This window comes from Streptomyces yatensis, assembly GCF_018069625.1.
Lineage (GTDB): Bacteria > Actinomycetota > Actinomycetes > Streptomycetales > Streptomycetaceae > Streptomyces > Streptomyces yatensis.
This window is the reverse complement of sequence record NZ_CP072941.1, coordinates 7,315,988-7,333,465: the sequence shown is the minus strand read 5'-3', so window position 1 is coordinate 7,333,465 and position 17,478 is coordinate 7,315,988. Positions and strand designations below refer to the sequence as shown.

At 71.7% G+C, this 17,478-nt stretch carries 12 protein-coding genes and 2 pseudogenes; 12 read left to right on the top strand and 2 right to left on the bottom strand.

The window, feature by feature from the left end; genetic code table 11:
- The first annotated feature begins 38 nt into the window (after positions 1 to 38).
- From J8403_RS30520 to J8403_RS30465, 12 genes and pseudogenes are all read left to right on the top strand, one after another.
- Positions 39 to 1,109 (top strand): DMT family transporter, encoded by a 1,071-nt coding sequence (locus J8403_RS30520; RefSeq protein WP_211125974.1) that lies wholly within the window; start codon positions 39 to 41, stop codon positions 1,107 to 1,109.
- A gap of 42 nt (positions 1,110 to 1,151) precedes the next feature.
- A complete protein-coding gene (locus tag J8403_RS30515; protein ID WP_211125973.1) occupies positions 1,152 to 2,354 on the top strand; it encodes a PP2C family protein-serine/threonine phosphatase in 1,203 nt (400 codons plus the stop codon).
- Between the two features lie 19 nt (positions 2,355 to 2,373).
- A complete protein-coding gene (locus J8403_RS30510; RefSeq protein WP_211125972.1) occupies positions 2,374 to 4,821 on the top strand; it encodes a SpoIIE family protein phosphatase in 2,448 nt (815 codons plus the stop codon).
- A 171-nt stretch (positions 4,822 to 4,992) separates the two neighbouring features.
- Positions 4,993 to 6,905 (top strand): annotated as a pseudogene (dnaK, locus tag J8403_RS30505) (molecular chaperone DnaK).
- A gap of 87 nt (positions 6,906 to 6,992) precedes the next feature.
- Entirely contained in the window at positions 6,993 to 7,604 is a 612-nt protein-coding gene (locus tag J8403_RS30500) for a nucleotide exchange factor GrpE (protein ID WP_211125971.1), read from the top strand.
- 7 nt (positions 7,605 to 7,611) lie between these two features.
- A complete protein-coding gene (locus J8403_RS30495) occupies positions 7,612 to 8,598 on the top strand; it encodes a DnaJ C-terminal domain-containing protein (protein WP_211125970.1) in 987 nt (328 codons plus the stop codon).
- A gap of 43 nt (positions 8,599 to 8,641) precedes the next feature.
- Entirely contained in the window at positions 8,642 to 9,022 is a 381-nt protein-coding gene (locus J8403_RS30490) for a chaperone modulator CbpM (RefSeq protein ID WP_211122438.1), read from the top strand.
- A pseudogene (gene clpB / locus J8403_RS30485) lies at positions 9,013 to 11,654 on the top strand (ATP-dependent chaperone ClpB). The gene J8403_RS30490 and the pseudogene clpB overlap by 10 nt, the downstream one beginning before the upstream one ends.
- A 42-nt stretch (positions 11,655 to 11,696) precedes the next feature.
- Positions 11,697 to 11,960 (top strand): UBP-type zinc finger domain-containing protein, encoded by a 264-nt coding sequence (locus J8403_RS30480; protein WP_211125969.1) that lies wholly within the window; start codon positions 11,697 to 11,699, stop codon positions 11,958 to 11,960.
- Between the two features lie 4 nt (positions 11,961 to 11,964).
- The gene (locus tag J8403_RS30475) at positions 11,965 to 13,878 is read left to right on the top strand and encodes an FAD-dependent oxidoreductase (protein ID WP_246586069.1); all 1,914 of its coding nucleotides are present in this window, start codon (positions 11,965 to 11,967) and stop codon (positions 13,876 to 13,878) included.
- 19 nt (positions 13,879 to 13,897) lie between these two features.
- Positions 13,898 to 14,329: a DUF2267 domain-containing protein gene (locus J8403_RS30470; RefSeq protein WP_211125968.1), complete on the top strand. Its 432-nt coding sequence runs from the start codon at positions 13,898 to 13,900 to the stop codon at positions 14,327 to 14,329.
- A gap of 82 nt (positions 14,330 to 14,411) precedes the next feature.
- Positions 14,412 to 15,182, top strand: coding sequence for an IclR family transcriptional regulator (locus J8403_RS30465; RefSeq protein WP_211125967.1), 771 nt, complete (start codon positions 14,412 to 14,414; stop codon positions 15,180 to 15,182).
- A 3-nt stretch (positions 15,183 to 15,185) separates the two neighbouring features.
- Here J8403_RS30465 and J8403_RS30460 read toward each other — a convergent pair whose 3' ends face one another.
- Both J8403_RS30460 and J8403_RS30455 read right to left on the bottom strand, forming a co-directional pair.
- Entirely contained in the window at positions 15,186 to 16,154 is a 969-nt protein-coding gene (locus J8403_RS30460) for a citryl-CoA lyase (protein WP_246586068.1), read from the bottom strand.
- Complete coding sequence (locus tag J8403_RS30455; RefSeq protein WP_246586067.1) at positions 16,151 to 17,377, bottom strand: CaiB/BaiF CoA transferase family protein; 1,227 nt, start codon at positions 17,375 to 17,377, stop codon at positions 16,151 to 16,153. Before J8403_RS30455 ends, J8403_RS30460 begins: the two co-directional genes overlap by 4 nt.
- Positions 17,378 to 17,478: the final 101 nt, after the last annotated feature.

Below are 17,478 nucleotides of genomic sequence, written 5' to 3'. Positions count from 1 at the left end.
GCGCCAGGCAGATGGGCGCCCAGAGGAAGGCACGGTGGATGAACCCGACCGTCATAGCCGTCGCGCTCGCGCTCGCCTCGGCCGTCGCCTACGCGACCGCCGCGGTGGCCCAGGAGCGGCTGGCCGCCGGCGGGCGGCCGGGCCGCATGCCGGGACTGCTGCTGCGCGGTGCCTGGTGGGGCGCCGTCGGCCTCAACTCCGCCGGTGCCCTGCTGCATGTGGCCGCGCTGCGGTACGGACCGCTCACCCTGGTCCAGCCGCTCGGCGCGCTGACCCTGGTCGCGGCCGTGCCGTTGGGCGCGCGGCTCGCGGGGCGGCGGGTGGCCCGGAAGGAGTGGCGGGGCGTGGCCCTCGCACTGCTCGGCCTCGGCGCCCTGCTGCCGGTCACCGCCGGGGAGACCCCGCGCGACACGCTCAGCCTGCCGCAGGCGGCCGGGCTCGCGGGCGTCGTCCTGGTGTTCATCGCGCTGTGCGTCCGGCCGGGGCGCACCGGACGCGGGACGCCGGGCCGGGGGCTGCGGCACGCCACCGCGTCCGGGGTCGCCTCCGGCGTCGCCTCGGCGCTCACCCAGACCCTCACGGTCGCGCTCGCGGACTCCCGCGTCCCCGGGGCGGCCCTGGTGTCCTGGCGGGCCGTGATCGTGGCCGTTCTGGTCGCGGTCTTCGCGGTGAGCGGTCTGCTGCTGGCCCAGAGCGCCTACGGCAGCGGCCTCGGCGCACCCCTCGCGACCCTGACCCTCGCCAACCCGGTGGCGGCCGCCGCCATCGGGATCGTCCTGCTGGACGAGCGCTTCCGGGGCGGCCCGGCGGGCTGGGCCCTGGCCGCCGCGGGCGCGGCGGCGGCCGCGCGCGGCGTGGTCCTGCTCTCCCGGGCTCCCCAGGCGGGCGCGGACGTGCGCGGGGACGCCGTGGCCGTACGGGAGGCCGCCGCGACCGTACGGCGGGCCACCGCACGCGACGCGGCCGTACGCGAGATAGCCGTGCCGGAGAGCCGCGCACCCGATGAGGCCGTGCGCGAGCCCGCCACCGTCCCCCGGGAACCCGTGCGGGAACTGGTGCGGGACCCCGTGCGCGAGTCGGCGCGGGAGCCGGTGCCCACGCCCCCGTGATCGTCCCGGCGTACGGCGGTCCGCCGCCGTATGGTGGACCGCATGGTGGACGCGAGCGTGTCGACCTCGGCCGAGACTGCTGAGCAGTCGCTGGACGAGCTGCTCCGGGCGTCCCACGAGGCTTCACCCGCGGAGCTCCCGGGAGCCCTGGACCGCTACACCGCGGCCATGCACATGGGCCATGCGGTCGTCTTCCTGATCGACCTCCAGCAGCGGCTGCTGATCCCGCTCGACGAGGACGTACCGCGTCTGGACCTCGACGACTCGCTGGCCGGATTCGCGTATCGGACCTGCACCGTGCGGGTCAAGGAGGACGACCAGGGCGGGCTGGACGTCTGGCTGCCGCTGACGAACGGCGCGGAGCGGTTGGGGGTGCTGCAACTGTGCATGGACACCCTGGACGCGCTCACGCTCTGGCGCTGCCGGACGCTGGCCTCGCTCCTCTCCCTGGTCATCACCTCCAAGCGCACCTCCATCGACAGCTTCGCCCGGCGCACCCGGACCCGGGCCATGGAGCTGCCCACCGAGATGGTGCGGGCCTTCCTCCCGCCGCGTTCGATCGGCACCGGCCGGGTGATCTCGACGGCCGTTCTGGAACCCGCGTACGAGCTGGGCGGCGATGCCTTCGACCATTCGTTCACCGAGGACGTCCTGCACGCCACGATCCTCGACGCCATGGGCCACGATCTGGCCTCCGGGCTGACCACCTCCGTGGCGATGGCGGGCAGCCGCAATGCCCGGCGCACCGGCGCCGACCTGGCGGAGCTGGTCACCACCGTGGACGAGGCGCTGGCCAAATGGCTTCCGGACCAGTTCTGCACGGGCGTCTTCCTCCGGCTGCACATGCCGAGCGGGGCGCTGCGCTGGTCCAACTGCGGCCACCCCACCCCGCTGGTCATCCGCCGCCAGCGGCTGCTGGACATAGAGCTGGAGCGCGCCGCCGAACCGCCGCTGGGGCTGCCCCCGCGGCTGTCGGCGGCGCCCCGCCGGATCCATGAGACGGTCCTGGAGCCCGGCGACCGGATCCTGCTCTACACCGACGGGGTCGTGGAGTCGCGCGACGAGACAGGCGAGCAGTTCGGCCCGGAGCGCTTCGCCGACCACATCATCCGCTCGACGGCCGCCGGGGAGAACGCCCCCGAGGTGCTCCGGCTGCTCATCCACGCCATCCTCGGCCACGGGCACAGCCAACTCAGCGACGACGCCACGATTTTGATGATCGAGTGGCGACCGCCGGATCCCTGAGCCGTCGAGGCGATATCGGATGACACCCCCCGACCCCGCCACCCGCCGCGTCCGGCCGAACCCCCCGCCCGGCGCCCCCGACCTGGCCACGGCCACGGTCGACGAGCACGGCGTGGTGACCGGGTGGAGCGAGGGCGCGCGGCGGCTGCTGGGCTACCGCGCCGAGGACGTCGTAGGACGGGCGGCGGCCGAGCTGCGCGCCGGGAGGACCGTCGGGGACAGGGCGTGCGGAACCGGCCCGTGCCCGCCGGACGAGCCCCGGTGGAGCGGACGGATCGCGCTGTGCCACCGGGACGGCCACCGGGTGGAGGTCGAGCTGCTGGCCCAGCGCGGCCCGGTGGGCGACGGATCCGCGGGCTGGCTGCTGGTCTGCGCCGCGCCCCGGGAGCCGCCGCCCCAGGAGCCGCCCCGCCGGGAGTCCCAGGAGCCGGGCGCGCCGGCGGACCGCGCGTTCGCCCAGTGCCCATGCGTCCTGGCGCTCTTCGACACCGAGCTGCGGCTGGCGCGGGCCAACGCCGACATGCAGGCCGCCACCGCCCGCGGCGAGGACCACATGCGCGGGCTGCGGCTGACGGAGCTGGTCGGCCGCGGGGAGAGCGAGCGGGTCGAGCGGGCCATGCGGGAGGTGCTGGAGAGCGGCGAACGGTTCGAACTGGAGACGCACCTGCGGGGGCCGGGCGAGAGCCATGAGCACGCCTGGTCGGTCTCCCTGGCCCCGCTGGCGGGCGGGACCGGCGAGCGGTGCGGCGTGTGCTTCGCGGCGCGCGACACCACCGCCGAGCAGGAGGCCCGGCAGCGGCTGCTGCTGCTCAGCGAGGCGGGCGCGCGGCTGGACAGCACCCTGGACCTGGACCGGATCGCCCGGGAGCTGGCCGAGGTGGCGGTCCCCCGGTTCGCCGACTTCGCCAGCGTCGATCTGCTCACCTTCCTCCACCGGGGCGACGAGCCCCCGGCGGGGCCGCTGCACGAACCCGTCACCCTGCGGCGCGCGGCCCACCGGTCCGTCCTCGAGGGCGCCCCGGAGGCGCTGGTCGGGGTCGGGGAGCTGGCCACACATCCCCGGCACTCCCCCACGGCGACGTGCCTGATCGAGGGCCGGGCCGCGCGGCACCAGGTGGACGAGCCCCTGCTGGCGCACTGGGAGTCCAGGGACCCCGGCCGGGCCGCCCGGATCCGCGAGCACGGAGCGCATTCGGTGATCGTGGCGCCGATGCGCGCCCGCGGAGTCACCCTCGGTACGGCCCTCTTCGCCCGCCACCGCACATCGGCGCCTTTCACCGAGGACGACACGATGCTGGCCGAGGAGCTCACCGCCCGGGCGGCCGTCTGTGTCGACAACGCCCGCCGCTATCTGCGGGAACGCAGGACGGCCGAAACCCTGCAGCGCAGCCTGCTGCCGCAGGAGTTGCCCGAGCTGACGGCGCTGGAGATCGCCTCGCGCTATCTGCCCGCGGGCGCCTGGGCCGGGGTGGGCGGCGACTGGTTCGACGCGATTCCGCTGTCCGGAGCCCGCGCCGCCGTGGTGGTCGGCGATGTGGTGGGCCGCGGCGTCGAGGCGGCCGCCACCATGGGACGGCTGCGCTCGGCCGTACGCATCCTGGCCGATATCGATCTGCCGCCCGGTGAGCTGCTGACCCATCTCGACGACCTGGTCACCCGGCTGTCCGCGGACCAGAAGCCCGAGAGCTTCGGGCCGTTCGGCGCCACCTGTGTGTACGCGGTCTACGACCCGGTCTCCCGCCACTGCGCCATCGCCGCGGCGGGCCATCCCGCACCGCTGGTGGCCGGCCCGGAGGCCGCCGCGGAGCCGCTCGATCTGCCCACCGGTCCGCCGCTGGGGCTGGGCGGGCTGCCCTTCGAGGTCATGGACACGGAGCTGCCCGAGGGCAGTCTGCTGGCCCTGTACACCAACGGTCTGGTCGACGGCCGCGAGCGCGAGATCGGCGAGGGGCTGGAGACGCTGCGCGAGGTCCTGAGCCGGCCCGCCCCGTCGCTGGAGGCGCTCTGCGACAACGTCCTGCGGGCCCTGCTGCCGGTCCGTCCCGACGACGACATCGCCCTGCTCCTCGCCCGCACCCGGCCGCTCGCCTCCGACCGGGTCGCCACCTGGGACATCCCCGCGGACGCGGCGGCCGTCGCCGAGGCCCGCCGGAACACCACCGGGCAACTGCTCGCCTGGGGTCTCGAGGAGACGCTGTTCACCACCGAGCTGATCGTCAGCGAACTGGTCACCAACGCGATCCGCTACGGCCGTCCGCCCATCCGGCTGCGGCTGATCCGCGACCGCGGCCTCATCTGCGAGGTCTCCGACGCCAACAGCACCGCGCCCCACCTGCGGCGGGCCCGGCTCTTCGACGAGGGCGGCCGCGGCCTGATGCTGGTCGCCCAGCTGGCGACGCGCTGGGGCACCCGGCAGGGCCCGGACGGCAAGACGATCTGGGTCGAGCAGGACCTCGCCCCGGGCTGACCGCGGATGCCCGTCCCATGGGTGCACTCGGGGCGCCGATATTCGACCCCCGGGCACTGGACCGGCCGTGGTCCGATTTGTCACTCTTTGTCTAGAGGTCTGCTCACCGATCCGCTCCCGCGGCCGACCGGGCGTTGACTGCGGCCCGGGGCCGTCCCGGAAGGAGTTGCCATGGCCAAGGCAGTCGGTATTGATCTGGGCACCACTAATTCGGTGATCGCGGTGTGGGAGGGTGGTGAGTCCTCGGTTGTTCCGAATTCCGAGGGGAGCCGCACCACGCCGTCGGTGGTGGCGTTCACCGATACCGGTGAACGGTTGGTGGGGCAGCTGGCCCGGCGCCAGGCGATTCTCAATCCCAAGGGCACTATCTATTCGGCGAAGCGGTTCATCGGCCGGCATTACGACGAGGTGTCCGGTGAGGCCAGGGCGGTGGCTTATGACGTGGTGCCGGATGAGCAGGGTCTGGCCCGGTTCAAGGTGCGCGAGAAGCTGTATTCGCCGGAGGAGATCAGTGCGCAGGTGTTGCGCAAGCTGGCCGATGATGCGGGGAAGCAGCTGGGTGAGCGGGTGACGGAGGCGGTCATCACGGTGCCCGCGTATTTCAACGACGCTCAGCGCAGTGCGACCAGGGATGCCGGTGAGATCGCGGGTCTGAAGGTGCTGCGGATCATCAATGAGCCGACCGCGGCGGCGCTGGCTTATGGCCTGGACAAGAAGGGTCATGAGACGGTTCTGGTCTTCGATCTGGGGGGCGGCACGTTCGATGTGTCGATCCTGGATGTGGGGGACGGGGTGGTGGAGGTCCGTTCCACGGCGGGTGACAGTCATCTGGGCGGTGATGATTTCGACCGGCGGCTGGTGGATCATCTGGCGGATAAGTTCCAGCAGGAGAACGGCATTGATCTGCGGCAGGATCCGCAGGCGTTGCAGCGGTTGTTCGAGGCTGCGGAGAAGGCGAAGACCGAGTTGAGTTCGGTGACGCAGACGCAGGTGAGTCTGCCGTTCATCACGGCGGATGCTTCCGGGCCGAAGCATCTGACGGAGACGGTGATGCGGTCGACGTTCGAGCAGATCACGTCGGATCTGGTGGAGCGTTGTCTGGGGCCGGTGCAGCAGGCCATGGGGGATGCGAAGGCGGGTGAGAGCGATATCGACGAGGTGATCCTGGTCGGTGGGTCGACCCGGATTCCGGCGGTGCAGGCTCTGGTGCGGCGGTTGACGGGGGCAAGGAGCCCAATATGAGCGTGAACCCTGATGAGGTCGTGGCGTTGGGTGCCGCGATCCAGGCGGGGGTGCTCAAGGGTGAGGTCAAGGATGTGCTGCTGCTGGATGTGACGCCGTTGTCGCTGGGTGTGGAGACCCGTGGTGGGGTGATGACGAAGATCATCGAGCGGAATACCACGATTCCGGTGCGGCGGACGGAGACGTTTTCCACGGCTGAGGACAATCAGCAGGCGGTGGACATCGTGATCTTGCAGGGTGAGCGTGAGCGGGCCGCGGACAACCGGGTGCTCGGGCGTTTCCAGCTGACGGGTATCCGTCCGGCGCCGCGGGGTGAGCCGCAGGTCGAGGTGACCTTCGATATCGATGCGAATGGCATCTTGAACGTCACCGCGCGCGACCAGGACACGGGTAAGGAGCAGTCCATCCAGATCACCGAGACCGGCAACCTGGACCGTGGTGAGGTCGAGCGGATGGTGCAGGAGGCGGAGCGCAACCGGGGTGAGGACCAGGCGCTGCGTGAGGCCGTGGATGCGCGCAATGAGCTGGATGCCATCGCCTATCAGGTGGAGAAGCGTCTTGCTGAGCTGGGTGATGCGGTGCCCTCGCATGAGCGGTCGCGTGCCGAGATGCTGGTCAACGATGCCCGTGAGGCGGTCAGGAACGAGGCCGGGGTCGACAGGACCAGGCCACTGGCCTCCGAGCTCCAGCAGGTCTACGCGGGCCTGGCCGCCCACGAGACAGCCGGAGCCGCCGGTGCCGGGGCGGGTGCGGGTGAGGGCAGCGCCCAGGATGCCGGGGCCGGGGCCGGCGGAGGCGGGGGCGATGAGGACGTCATCGACGCCGAGTTCGACAAGGGCTGACCGACCGGGCCCGTACGACGGGTCCGGCCGATACGGCTGACCCGAGCGATACGGCGAAGGCAGAGGAAGGCTGACGGAGAGGCCGCGATGTCCACTCAACCGCAGCAGCCCGAACCGGTGCCGGAGGGCGCCGTGACGGAGCAGGAGCAGGGGCAGGAGCAGGGGCAGGGGCTGCCCGCGCCGGGCGCCGTGGAGGCGCGGGGGGCGGTTGGGGAGGGGCCGGGTCCGGACGCGGCCGGTGGCCCTGCCGTTGCCGCATCGGATGAGCAGGCTGCTGCGCTGGCGGAGTTGGAGGACCGTTGGCGGCGGGCGGTGGCCGATGTGGAGAATCTGCGCAAGCGTCATGCCAGGGAGGTGGAGCGGGAGCGGGCCGCGGAGCGGGCGCGTACGGCGGCGGCTCTGCTGCCGGTGATCGACAATCTCGAACTCGCTCTCTCTCATGCCGAGGCGGATCCCGGCTCGATCGTGGAGGGTGTCAAGGCCATCCGTGAGCAGGCGGTGAACACGCTGGCTCAGCTGGGTTACGAGCGGCAGGGGGAGACGGGGGTGCCGTTCGATCCGGCGAGGCATGAGGTGGTCGGTGTGGTGGAGGATCCCGAGGCGGAGCCGGGCACGGTGGTCCAGGTCCTGCGTCCTGGTTATGGGGATCCCGGGAACCAGCTGAGGCCGGTGGCGGTGGCCGTGGCGAGGCGGGAGTGAGCCGGCGATGGCACGGGATTACTACGAGGTGCTCGGTGTTTCACGGGGTGCGAGTCAGGATGAGATCCAGCAGGCGTTCCGCACCCGGGCCCGGCGTCTGCATCCTGATGTGAACAAGGATCCGAACGCGGAGGAGCGGTTCAAGGAGCTCAACGACGCCTACAGCGTGCTGTCCGACCCCAAGGCGCGGGCGCGTTATGACCGGTTCGGTGAGGACTTCCGCAAGATCCCCGAGGACTGGGAGGAACGCGTCGCCGCGGGTGCCGGTGCCGGTGCCGGTGCGGGTGCCGGTGGTGGTTTTCGTGGGTGGACGACCGCCGGGGAGGGGGGGCGGGTGCGGTTCACGCGTGGTTTCGGGGAGGACGCCGGGGGCGGGGGTGTGGATTTCGAGGACCTGTTCGGCTCGTTCTTCGGCGGCGGCGCAGGCCCGGGCGGCGCGGGTGGGCGTGTGGATATCCCCGGGGCCGATCAGGAGGCGGAGTTGCCGCTGACCGTGGAGGATGCCTTTCACGGCGGCCGTCGTACGGTCACGTTGGCGGGGCCGTCGGGGCAGCGCACGTTCGAGGTGGATGTTCCGGCGGGTGTGGTGGACGGGCAGCGGATCCGGCTGGCCGGGCAGGGCGGCCGGGGCACCGGGGACGCACCGGCGGGGGATCTGTATCTACGGGTGCGGATCCAGCCCCATCCGCGGTTCCGGCTGGAGGGCCGGAACATCCATGTCACCCTCCCGGTCGCCCCCTGGGAGGCCGCCCTGGGTGCGACCGTTCCGGTGCCCACGCCTGGGGGCACGGCGAAGGTGACGGTTCCGCCCGGGTCCTCCAGCGGCCGCCGGCTGCGGCTGCGCGGTGAGGGCATGCCCAACCCGCGCGGCCCTGACGGTGATCTGTTCGCGGAGATCCGTGTCATGGTGCCGCCCAGCCTCAGCGACCGGGAGCGGGAGCTGTTCGAGGAGCTGGGCCGCACTTCCTCCTTCGACCCCAGGAGCGAACGATGACCACGCACACACCTGGGCGCACTCACACACTCGGGAGGGAGCGATGAGCACCCACACCTCCGGCACGGTTACGGCCACCCGCTATGCCCCGGTGACGTCCGTCCATTACGAGTTGGTGCCCGCGCCCAGGTTGTCCCTGGAGACGGTGGCCAGCCGTACTGGGCTGCATCCCGAGTTGATCCGGCGCTTCGTGGTCCTCGGCCTGGTCGACGCCGAGCGCGACGCCGGGGGGCGGTTGGTGTTCGCCCCGGGCGCTCCGGCGGCGCTGGGCCGTGTGGAGCGGCTGCATTCGGGGCTGTGTCTGAACTATGCCGCTATCGGTCTGGTGATGGATCTGCTGGATCGTATCGATCTGCTGGAAGCCGCACTGCGCCGCGGTGGCGCGAGGAGTGGCGTGAGGAGTGAAGAACCGTCATGGACATGAACCGCCTCACCCAGAAGTCCCAGGAAGCTCTCCAGGATGCCCAGTCCCGGGCCCAGGGGTATGGCCATAGCGAGGTCGACGGTGAGCATCTGCTGCTGGCCCTCCTCGACCAGCCCGAGGGGCTGGTGCCCCGGCTGGTCTCCCAGTTGGGCGCGGATCCGGAGGCGGTGCGCACCATGCTGGAGGCGGAGGTGGCCCGCAAACCCAAGGTCACCGGCCCCGGGGCCACGCCGGGGCAGGTCTTCGTCACCCAGCGGCTGTCCCGTCTGCTGGACACTGCCGAACAGGAGGCCAGGCGGCTGAAGGACGAATACGTGTCGGTGGAGCACCTGGTGCTCGCCCTGGCGCGGGAGGGGCCGGCCACCGCGGCCGGTCGGGTGCTGGGGGAGCACGGCATCACCCCCGAGGCATTCCTCAACGCCCTGACCCAGGTGCGTGGCAGTCAGCGGGTCACCTCCGCCAATCCGGAGGTGGCGTATGAGGCGCTGGAGAAATACGGCCGGGATCTGGTCCTGGAGGCCCGTTCCGGCAAGCTGGACCCGGTGATCGGCCGGGACGCGGAGATCCGCCGGGTGACGCAGATCCTCAGCCGCAAGTCGAAGAACAACCCCGTCCTCATCGGCGACCCCGGTGTCGGCAAGACGGCGATCGTGGAAGGTCTGGCGCAGCGGATCGTGCGCGGTGATGTGCCCGAGGGGCTGCGCGATAAGACCATCTTCGCTTTGGACATGGGTTCGCTGGTGGCGGGGGCGAAGTACCGCGGGGAGTTCGAGGAGCGGCTCAAGGCGGTGCTGACCGAGGTCAAGTCCGCTCAGGGGCGGATCCTGCTGTTCGTGGACGAGCTGCACACCGTGGTCGGCGCCGGGGCGGCGGAGGGTGCCATGGATGCCGGGAACATGCTCAAGCCGATGCTGGCCCGCGGTGAGCTGCACATGATCGGCGCGACCACGTTGGATGAGTACCGCCGGCACATCGAGAAGGACGCCGCGCTGGAGCGCCGTTTCCAGATGGTGCTGGTGGATGAGCCGAGTGTGGAGGACACCATCTCCATCCTGCGGGGCCTGCGTGAGCGCCTGGAGGTTTTCCACGGGGTGAAGATCCAGGACACCGCGCTGGTCTCCGCCGCCACCCTCAGCCACCGCTACATCAGCGACCGGTTCCTGCCCGACAAGGCCATCGACCTGGTCGATGAGGCATGCGCCCGGCTGCGCACCGAGATCGACTCCATGCCCGCGGAGCTGGATGAGATCACCCGGCGGGTCACCCGGCTGGAGATCGAGGAGGCCGCGCTGTCCAAGGAGAGTGATCCGGCCAGTGCGCAGCGGCTGGAGGAACTGCGCCGGGAGCTGGCCGATCTGCGCGCCGAGGCGGATGCCAAACACGCCCAGTGGGAGGCCGAGCGGCAGTCCATCCGCCGGGTGCAGGACCTGCGACGGGAGCTGGAGGAAGTACGCCGCGAGGCCGAGGAGGCCGAACGCGCCTATGACCTGAACCGGGCCGCCGAACTGCGCTACGGCCGACTCCAGGAACTCCAGCGCAAACTGGCCGCCGAGGAAGAACAACTGGCCGCCAAACAGGGCACGCACCGGCTGCTGCGCGAAGTGGTCACCGAGGAGGAGATCGCCGACATCGTCTCCGCCTGGACCGGCATCCCCGTCTCCCGCCTGCAGGAAGGCGAACGGGAGAAGCTGCTGCGCCTGGACGAGATCCTCCAGGAGCGGGTCATCGGCCAGGACGAGGCGGTCAAGCTGGTCTCCGACGCCATCATCCGGGCCCGCTCGGGCATCCGGGACCCGCGCCGTCCGATCGGCTCGTTCATCTTCCTCGGCCCCACCGGCGTCGGGAAGACCGAGCTGGCCAAGGCACTGGCCGCGGCCCTCTTCGACACCGAGGAGAACATGATCCGCCTGGACATGAGCGAGTACCAGGAACGGCATACCGTCAGCCGGCTGGTCGGCGCCCCGCCCGGATACGTCGGCTACGAGGAGGGCGGCCAGCTCACCGAGGCGGTGCGGCGCAAACCGTACTCGGTCGTCCTCTTCGACGAGATCGAAAAAGCGCACACCGATGTGTTCAACACCCTGCTGCAGGTCCTGGACGACGGCCGGATCACCGACGCCCAGGGACGGCTGGTGGACTTCCGCAACACCGTGATCATCATGACCTCCAACATCGGCTCGATGCACCTGCTGGACGGCGTCACCACCGACGGCGAACTCAAGCCCGACGCCCGGGGCCTGGTGATGAGCGAGCTGCGCGGCCACTTCCGCCCCGAATTCCTCAACCGGGTCGATGACATCGTCCTCTTCAAGCCCTCGGCGAGGCCCAGATCGAACGCATCGTGGAACTCCAACTCGACGACCTGCGCAAACGCCTGGCCGAACGCCTCATCGCCATCGAACTCACCCCCGCCGGCCGCCAGGTCATCGCCCACGAAGGCTACGACCCCGTCTACGGCGCCCGCCCACTGCGCCGCTTCATCTCCCACGAAGTCGAAACCCTCATCGGCCGCGCCCTGCTCCGCGGTGACATCGACGAAGGCACCACCATCAAGATCGACGCCCAACACGGCGAACTCGTCGTCACCCACGAACGACAACCAGAAACCGCGGAACTCGGAAAGGCCGCGTGAGAACAATGCCGACCCGGGCCCCCGCCAGAAAGGACGAACGCCATGGCCATCGAGCCCGATCCACACCTGTCGATGGTGCGGCCGGTCGCCCCGCGCAGCCCCGAGGGCTGTGAGGAGTGCCTGCGCCTGGGGTCCCCCTGGGTCCATCTGCGGCTCTGTCTGACCTGCGGACACGTCGGGTGCTGCGACTCCTCGCCGCTCAAGCACGCCCGTGCGCACGCGTACGCCGACCAACACCCCATCGTCGAGCCCATGGAACCGGGCGAGACGTGGCGGTGGTGCTACGCCCACGAGGCCATGGCCTGATGTGATGACGGACGAGGACCGGTCCCGGGACGCCGCACCGGAGCAAGCCGTACCGGACGACGTGCGGGAGCGAGCCGTACCGGACGCCGCACCGGAACAAGCCGTACCGGACGAGACCCCGGATATCCACGGCGCGTATCCGCGGCTGACGGACGAGCAGATCGCCCACCTCTCCCGGCACGGCACCCGCCGCTCCGTGGTGCCCGGTGAGGTGCTCATCCACGACGGCGGCCCGCCCCCGGACTTCTTCGTCGTCCTCAGCGGCTCGGTCGCGATCACCGCGCACCGCGGCACCCCGGACGAGCAGCTCCTGAGGGTGCACGGCCCGGGGCGCTTCCTCGGCGAACTGAGCCTGCTCCAGGGGCAGGTGGCCTTCTACACCGCCCACGCCCAGGAGGCCGGAGAGGTGCTGGCCCTCCCGGTGGACCGGCTGAAGGCGCTGCTGGCCCGTGACCCCTGCCTGGGCAACCTCGTCCTGCGCGCCTATCTGGGCCGCCGCGCCCAGCTGGTCGGGGGCGGCGTCGGCTTCCGCATCCTCGGCTCGCGCTACTCGCCCGACACCCGGCGGCTGCGCGAGTTCGCGGCCCGCAACCGGCTGCCGCACCGCTGGATCGACCTGGAGACGGACCGGGAGGCCGAGGCGCTGCTGCGCCGCGTCGCGGTCAGCCCGGAGGACACCCCGATCATCATCTGGCGCGAGCACCATGTGCTGCGCAACCCCGACAACGCCGAACTGGCCCAGCTCATCGGCCTCTCCCCACCGATGGCCCCGCACAGCCACTGCGACCTGCTGGTCGTCGGCTCCGGCCCGGCCGGGATCGCCGCCGCCGTCTACGGCTCCTCCGACGGGCTGACCACCACGGTCGTGGACACGGTGGCCCCCGGCGGCCAGGCGGGCACCACGTCCCTGATCGAGAACTACTTCGGCTTCCCGGCCGGGATCCCCGGCTCGGAACTGGCCGAGCGGGGCATGCTCCAGGCGCGCAAATTCGGTACGCAGGTACGGATCCCGGCGGAGGCGACCTCCCTAGAACCGGGCCACGACCACTACCGCGTCACCTTCGCCGACGGCAGCGAAACGCTGTGCCGTACCGTCGTCCTGGCCACCGGCGCCCATTACCGCCGCCTCGACGTCCCCGGAATGGACCGGCTGGAGCGGACGAGCGTCTACTACGCGGCCACCGTCTACGAGGCGCGGCAGTGCGGCGCGGCCCCCGTCGCCGTGGTCGGCGGCGGCAATTCGGCGGGCCAGGCCTCGCTCTTCCTCGCCGCATGGGTGCCCCGGGTGTATCTGCTGATCAGGGGCTCGTATCTGGGCGCCAACATGTCCCGCTATCTGGTCGACCAGATCGAGCGCCATCCGCGGGTGAGCGTGCTGCTGGACAGCGAGCTCCGCGAGGTGCGCGGCGAGGACGCCCTGCGGACGATCGTGGTGGAGCACCGCCGCACCGGGGAGCGCCGCACCCTGGACGCCTGCGCCCTGTTCGTCTTCATCGGGACCAAGCCGTGCACCGACTGGCTCACCGACGTCCTGGCCCTGGACGACCAGGGTTTCGTGCTCACCGGCGACGAGGCCGAGGCCCGGGCGGGGCACAGCGTCCGGGAGGGCCCCGGCCGCGGCTGTCTGGGCCTGGAGACCACGCTGCCGGGGGTCTTCGCCGCCGGTGATGTGCGCAGCGGCTCGGTCAAGCGGGTCGCCTCGGCGGCCGGTGAGGGGGCGATGGCCATCCACCACGTCCATGACCGCCTCGCCCGCACCGCCGCCGCCCCTGCCCATCCGAGCGCCGACCCTTCAGCCCCTCCAACCTCTCCAGCCCCGTCCGGCCGGTCCGCCGCGCCGGGCGTTGATCCGGGCGCTGATCCGCACGTATCCGCTTCCCCTGCGCAGCCGCGACAGCCGCGCAGCCGCTCCACCTGATGACCGGAGGACGAACACCATGGTTGCCACAGGCTTTGCCTCCTTCGACACGACGGTCGACAAGACCAACCGGCTCCTCAAGGACATCGAGGACGCGTACGGCTGGCCCAAGGAGCGCCGCAAACAGTCCTACGCCGCCCTGCGCGCGGTCCTGCACCAGCTGCGGGACCGGCTGACGGTGGACGAGGCCGTGCAGTTCGGCGCACAGCTCCCGATGCTGGTGCGCGGCATCTACTACGAGGGGTGGAGACCGGCGGAGACGCCCGTGAAGATGCACAGCGAGGAGTTCTACCGGCGGATCCGGCACGACTTCCCGTACTCGATCCAGGGCGACACCGAGCAGCTCGTCCACACCGTCCTGGAGACCCTGCAACGCCATATCAGCGAGGGCGAATGGCACGATCTGCGGGCCCGGATGCCCGCCGATCTGGTCACCGTCATCCCGGGCTAGCGCGAACCACCTGGTGGTACTACCTGGTGGTACTGTCGCACCGTTAGACGGTCTACGCGCGGTGCGGCGAGGAGGACGGGCGATGGGGACGGCAGCCGGAGAGGGCGGCGAGGGAGTACGGAGTGTACTGCGCGCACTGGATCTGCTCGCCCTGTTCGACGAGTCCCACCGCTCCCGCAGCGTACGGGAGTTGACCGACGCCACCGGACTGGCCAAGTCCACCGTGGTCCGCCTGGTGGCCACCCTTGAGCAGCGCGGGCTGCTCTGGAGCCGGGGGGACGGCCGGCTCACCCCCGGTGCGGGGCTGCTGCGCTGGGCGGCGCTCGCCCAGGACGCCTGGCGGCTGCCCCCGGAGGCGGTGGAGTGCCTGCGCGTCCTGTCGGTACGGTCCGGCGGCGAGTCCTCGCGGATCTACATCCGCCAGGGGGCCTCCCGGGTGTGCGTGGCCCAGCACGAGGGCACCCAGCAGCTGCGCCATGTGGTGCGCATCGGCGAGGAGATGCCGCTGTGGGCCGGTGCCTCCGGGCATGTCCTGCTCATCGGCGGCTCGCCCCGGACCCTGAGCCGAGTGGCCTCGGCGGCCGGGCGCGACCCCGACTTCGCCTCCGTCCTCGCCGAACGGGCGCGCCTGGCCGCGCAGCGGGGCTGGGCGGTCAGCCACGGTGAGCGCGAGGACGGGGTGTCCGCCGTGGCCGCCCCCGTCACCGACGCGGCCGGGCAGGTCGTCGCCGCGGTGGGCCTCGGCGGCCCCACCAGCCGCTTCACCGAGGAGCGCGTCGAGTCGTTCCGCCCCGCGCTGGCCGAGGCCGCGAGGCGGCTGTCGGAGCTGCGGTTCCTCGGCGAGAGCGGCTGACGCTCACGCGCCCTCCGCGCCGTCCGGGCTGTTCGTGCTTTCCTCGCCCTTCTCGCTCTCCCCGCTCTTCTCGCTCTTCTCCCCCTCCCCGCCCTCCGGCCGGATGAGGTCCCGGGGCGCCGGGCCCTCGTAGGAGGGCAACAGCCGCCGGGGAATGGGGCCCTTGATCCTGGCTCCACCGGACTTCTCCTCCCAGGCGTGGGAGAGGATGCCCACGCTGCGGGAGAGCACGAACAGCCCGCGTCCGAGCTCGGGCGGAAAGCCGAGTTCGCTGTAGACGATGGCGGTGGCGCCGTCGATGTTCATCGGCACGGGGCGGCTGCGGCCCTCCGCCAGCGCCCGCTCCAGGGCCGTCCCGGCGCGCAGCGCCCAGCCCGGCGCCTCGCCGTCCGCCACCGCCGCGCCCACCAGGTCGAGCAGGGGGCTGCGGCGCGGGTCGTACGGGTGGAACCGGTGGCCGAATCCAGGGACATGGGAGCCCGTGGCGCGGTACTCCGCCACCAGGTCCTTCGCGGCGTCGTCGACGTCCGCCCCCTCGGCCACGGCCCGCTCCAGCTCGGTCAGCACCCGCATGCACTGCTGACCGGCCCCGCCGTGGACGTCCCCCAGGAGGTTCACCCCGGTGGCCACCGCGTTGTTCAGGCCCAGGCCGCAGGTGGCCGCCATGCGGGCGGCGGCGATCGACGGGGCCTGCGGCCCGTGGTCGACGGCGGCGACGAGCGCGGCCTCCAGCAACCGGCCCTGGGTGCGGGTGGGCAACTCACCGCGCAGCATCAGCCAGATGGTCTCGGCGAAGGACAGCCGGCCGATCAGCTGCTCGACCGGGTAGCCGCGCAGCAGGATCTCGCCCGGCCGGATCCGGCTGACGCCGGTGGACCACCAGTCGGTGACCTCGCGCGGATCCATGAGGTGCTGCGGAGGCGTGACGTCCTGAGAAGTCGTCACGTCCTCGTCTCCGGACCGGCGGGTCATATCGCACCACGCTCCTTCATCGCGTCGATCTCCTCGGGTCGGTAGCCGAGTTCGGCCAGGACCTGTTCGGTGTGCTGGCCCAGCAGTGGTGGCGGGGCGGTGGCGGCCACCGGTTCGCCGTCGACCCGGAACGGGCTGCCCAGAACGCGCAGCTCGCGCTCGCGCCCGTCCGGGAAGGGCAGGGTGCGGACGAAGTCCCGCTCCGCGAGCTGCTCCAGGCCCAGCGCGTCGGGTACGGACAGCACCCGCGCGGCCGGCACCCCGGCGTCGGCGAGGATCTCCTCCCACTCCCCGGCGGTCCGCTCGACCAGCCCCTTCTCGATCTCGGCGCGCAGCTCCTCGCGGTGGGCCTTGCGGTCCGCGGGATGCGCGAACCGCTCGTCCACCAGCAGCTCCGCACGGCCGATGAGCCGGCACAGGGTGGCGAACTGCTGCTGGCGATTGGCCGCGATGTTGAGACATCCGTCCGCGGTGCGGAACGTCCCCGACGGCGCGGCGGTGAAGTTCTCGTTGCCCATGGGCCGCGGCGGGCGGCCGGTGATCAGATAGTTGGAGGTCACCCAGCCCATCGCGGTGAGCGCGGCCTCCAGCATGGAGACGTCCAGATACGCGCCGCTCCCGGTGCGCTCCCGGCGCACCAGCGCCGCCGCCACGGCGAAGGCGGCGGCCATCCCGCCCAGGGTGTCGGCGACCGGGAAACCGGCCCGCAGCGGGCTGACCTCGGGGGTGCCGGTCACGCTCATCATGCCGGAGAGGCCCTGCACGATCTGGTCGTACGCGGGCCGGGCGCGCAGTGGTCCGGTCTGGCCGAAGCCGGAGACGGCGCAGTAGACCAGCCGAGGATTCTCCCGCATGAGGACCTCCCGGCCGACGCCCAGGCGGTCCATCACCCCGGGGCGGAAGTTCTCGAGGAGGACGTCGGACTCCCGCACCGCGCGCAGCAGGGCCTCGCGCCCCTTCTCCTCCTTGAGGTTCAGGGTCAGCGAACGCTTTCCGGCGTTCTGGGCGAGGAACGACGCGCCCAGCAGCTCCTCGCTCAGCCGCCGGTCGGCGCCCAGTTGGCGCGCCAGGTCCCCGGCCCCCGGCAGCTCGACCTTGAGGACGTCGGCGCCGTGCAGGGCCAGCTGGTATCCGGCGAAGGGCCCGGCGAGGACATTGGTCAGGTCCAGGACCCGGATGCCGTCGAGCAGGGGCGGTGGGGCGGCGGGGGCGGGCGTGCTCAACGGCTGACCTCCAGTGCGAATCAGGGTGTGACCCCTTGCCACGGGGTGGGCGCCTCCATAACATCACCGAACCACCAAGCGGCACAAGCGAACCACGCAGT

Bases quoted from the DNA above. Each gene is read 5' to 3' on its own strand.
- J8403_RS30470 (WP_211125968.1), top strand. From the start codon at position 13,898: ATGGTTGCCACAGGCTTTGCCTCCTTCGACACGACGGTCGACAAGACC.
- J8403_RS30515 (WP_211125973.1), top strand. From the start codon at position 1,152: ATGGTGGACGCGAGCGTGTCGACCTCGGCCGAGACTGCTGAGCAGTCG.
- J8403_RS30495 (WP_211125970.1), top strand. From the start codon at position 7,612: ATGGCACGGGATTACTACGAGGTGCTCGGTGTTTCACGGGGTGCGAGT.
- J8403_RS30460 (WP_246586068.1), bottom strand. From the start codon at position 16,154: ATGACCCGCCGGTCCGGAGACGAGGACGTGACGACTTCTCAGGACGTC.
- J8403_RS30520 (WP_211125974.1), top strand. From the start codon at position 39: ATGAACCCGACCGTCATAGCCGTCGCGCTCGCGCTCGCCTCGGCCGTC.
- J8403_RS30500 (WP_211125971.1), top strand. From the start codon at position 6,993: ATGTCCACTCAACCGCAGCAGCCCGAACCGGTGCCGGAGGGCGCCGTG.
- J8403_RS30510 (WP_211125972.1), top strand. From the start codon at position 2,374: ATGACACCCCCCGACCCCGCCACCCGCCGCGTCCGGCCGAACCCCCCG.
- J8403_RS30465 (WP_211125967.1), top strand. From the start codon at position 14,412: ATGGGGACGGCAGCCGGAGAGGGCGGCGAGGGAGTACGGAGTGTACTG.
- J8403_RS30480 (WP_211125969.1), top strand. From the start codon at position 11,697: ATGGCCATCGAGCCCGATCCACACCTGTCGATGGTGCGGCCGGTCGCC.
- J8403_RS30490 (WP_211122438.1), top strand. From the start codon at position 8,642: ATGAGCACCCACACCTCCGGCACGGTTACGGCCACCCGCTATGCCCCG.
- J8403_RS30475 (WP_246586069.1), top strand. From the start codon at position 11,965: ATGACGGACGAGGACCGGTCCCGGGACGCCGCACCGGAGCAAGCCGTA.